At 59.6% G+C, this 2650-nt stretch carries 2 protein-coding genes; one reads left to right on the top strand and one right to left on the bottom strand.

What is annotated here, in order from left to right; translation table 11 throughout:
• The first annotated feature begins 264 nt into the window (after positions 1-264).
• A complete protein-coding gene (locus I6U14_RS00310; RefSeq protein ID WP_296895929.1) occupies positions 265-2265 on the top strand; it encodes an amidohydrolase family protein in 2001 nt (666 codons plus the stop codon).
• A gap of 38 nt (positions 2266-2303) precedes the next feature.
• Here I6U14_RS00310 and I6U14_RS00315 read toward each other — a convergent pair.
• Positions 2304-2650: 4Fe-4S cluster-binding domain-containing protein (locus I6U14_RS00315; RefSeq protein WP_296895931.1), on the bottom strand; the 347-nt coding region annotated here is incomplete at its 5' end.

Consider the following 2650-nt stretch of genomic DNA (forward strand, 5'->3'; position numbering starts at 1 on the left):
CGCAGATCGCTTCTGGTGGTCTCTGGAGGGCCTTGGAACCGCTACGATTTCCCAGTAGTAGTTACAATTGCACGATGATTCGATTCGGTCTATAATGAGCTACTTTACTGACTCTTGCCATTCGCTTTGGCACGCCGGACCACAGACCACAGCCCGGCGCTTTTGAACTAAAGCGCTGACATCGTGGCCTATTCAACGGATGCTGCGTTTTCAGTGAACAGGATGGATGGCAGTTACAACTGACCAGGCAAAAAGGAGATGCCTATGAAAAGCGTGGACGCGATTTTGACGAATGCTTGTATCATTACGATGAACGACGATTTTGATCTCTTAGCGCCCGGCGCGCTCGCTGTGCGAGAGGGGTATATCGAAGCGGTCGGGGCGGTCGATGAGATCATGTCCGCTTACGAGAGCGCCGATGTGATGGATTGCAGCGGGTGTGCGGTGATCCCTGGCATGATCAATGGACACACCCATGCCCCAATGACTCTGCTGCGAGGCGTAGCCGATGACCTGCGGTTGGACGTGTGGCTGATGGGGTACATGATGCCGGTAGAGCAGGAGTTCGTGCGGCCTGATTTCTGCTGGTTAGGGACGCAATTAGCTTGCGCGGAGATGATCCGTTCTGGCGTCACCTGCTTTGCCGATATGTATTATTACGAGGAAGCGGTAGCCGACGCGGCTGCCCAGGCTGGTATGCGCGCCGTCTGCGCTGAGACGCTGCTCAAGTTCTCGACCCCCGATGCGCTGAGTTACGACGAGAGCTTGGAGCACACCCACGATTTCATCCAGCGTTGGAAAGGCCATCCTTTGATTATGCCTGCCCTGGGGCCGCACGCTGCTTATACGACGACAGACGACCTGTTGCAACAGTGCGCCCAACTCGCGTTGGAGTTCGACGTCCCCCTGCACATCCACATCGCCGAGACGGAACAGGAGGTGGACGAGCACCGAGCCGCGTATGGCATGCCAGTCGTGCCGTGGGTGAAGAAGCAGGGAGTGTTCGAGGCCAAGACGACGGCCGCTCACTGCGTCCACCTGGACGAGGGAGAGATGCGCACCCTGAGAAACCACGGCGTGGGCGTGGTACACAACCCCTCCAGCAATCTCAAATTGGCCAGCGGGTTTGCGCCGGTCGCTCAGATGCTTGATATCGGGATCAACGTAGGGATCGGCACCGACGGCCCCGCCAGCAACAATGACCTGGACATGTGGGAGGAGATGCGGTTAGCGGCTTTGCTTGCCAAGGGAGTGAGCGGAGATCCGACCACGCTCCCGGCCCGTCAGGCCTTGGCGATGGCGACTATCGGCGGCGCGCGGGCGTTGCACATTGACTCACACGTAGGGTCCCTGGAGGTGGGAAAGCGGGCCGATATCTCCGTGGTCGATCTGCGCAGCGTTCACCTGACGCCTAAATTTACCCGGGACCCCGAAGCCATTTACGCCCAACTGGTCTACGCCGCCAAGGGGAGCGATGTGCGCGACGTGATGTGCCAGGGACAATGGCTGATGCGCGAGCGAGCGCTGCTTACCTTGGACGAACAGGCTTTGATGGAGGAGGCGGCGGGCGTGGCGAGCAAGATCGACGCCTTTCTGATCCAGCGGGAGGAGAGCGTGCTCCGCAAGCTGCTGGCTATCGGAGAAGTCGCTCAGACGAAGATGTTCGAGGTACAGGTCAAGGTGTTGTTGCCGGACGACGCGTCGGTCGAGAAAATGTTGAGTGGCCCCGGCATTGAGATCGTCAAACCGTCGGTCCGGCGGCAGTACGACACCTACTTCTTGTTTGAGGATGTCTACCACAGCCGTCTGCGTTACCGCGAGGATGAGGTGCTGGAGGAGACGGGGGAAGTGGAGGACGTCTTCTATCGGCTGACGCTTTCGACTGAGACGAAGGAACGGGAATACGAGCGCTCGGTTTTACTCTCGCGCTCTCGTTTCGATGCCCCAGCGACGCGTAGCTTGCGCTTCTACCGCGAGTACTTCAACCCGGAGAGTTCGGTCAGAGTTCAGAAGAAGCGCGAGCGCTACAGGGTACGCTATGGTGGGACCGATTTCGCCATTAACGTGGACCGGTTGACGCAACCGGCACTGCCGGGCGTGTTCCTGGAGATCAAGAGCCGCACGTGGTCGCGGCAGGACGCTGAGCGGAAGGCGGAATTGATCGGCGAGATGTTAGCCTTATTCGGCATCCAGGAGCAAGAGTTGCTGAAGCAAGAGTACGTGGAATTAGCGATGGAGGCGGAGCGGTTGGAGTCTGGCTCATAGTTAATGGGGATGTGGCATCCCATATAAATGCGTTTGCCCTACCACTTGACCGGATCGGTCCCGCTGAGGAGCGTTTCTCCATCGGTCGTGAGGATGATCTCGGCCGGGGGGACGGCCTGGAGGTCGGCCTCGGTGTAGCGATCGGTGAGCCGGTGCAGGGTCTGGTTGGCCGAACTGCGCAGGGGTTCCCGGACAGATTGTGAGGCGTCGTAACGCCCGGCGATGAGCACGTCCACGTAGGTCAGCGCCTCTCGAGCGACCGGCATCCGCTGAATCTCGGCCCAGCTATAGCCCGTGAAGAGCACAACTGAGAGCGCGCTTTTGGCCTTAATCCGGCGCAACAGGGCCAGCAGCGGGCGCGCCTGCTCCAACGGCTCGCCGCCAC

The sequence above is a fragment of the Thiohalocapsa sp. genome, from assembly GCF_019695415.1.
Taxonomy (GTDB): Bacteria; Pseudomonadota; Gammaproteobacteria; order Chromatiales; family Chromatiaceae; genus Thiohalocapsa.

What these genes read in the sequence shown, in the direction of transcription:
- I6U14_RS00310 (WP_296895929.1), top strand. Translation starts at nt 265, where the DNA reads ATGAAAAGCGTGGACGCGATTTTGACGAATGCTTGTATCATTACGATG.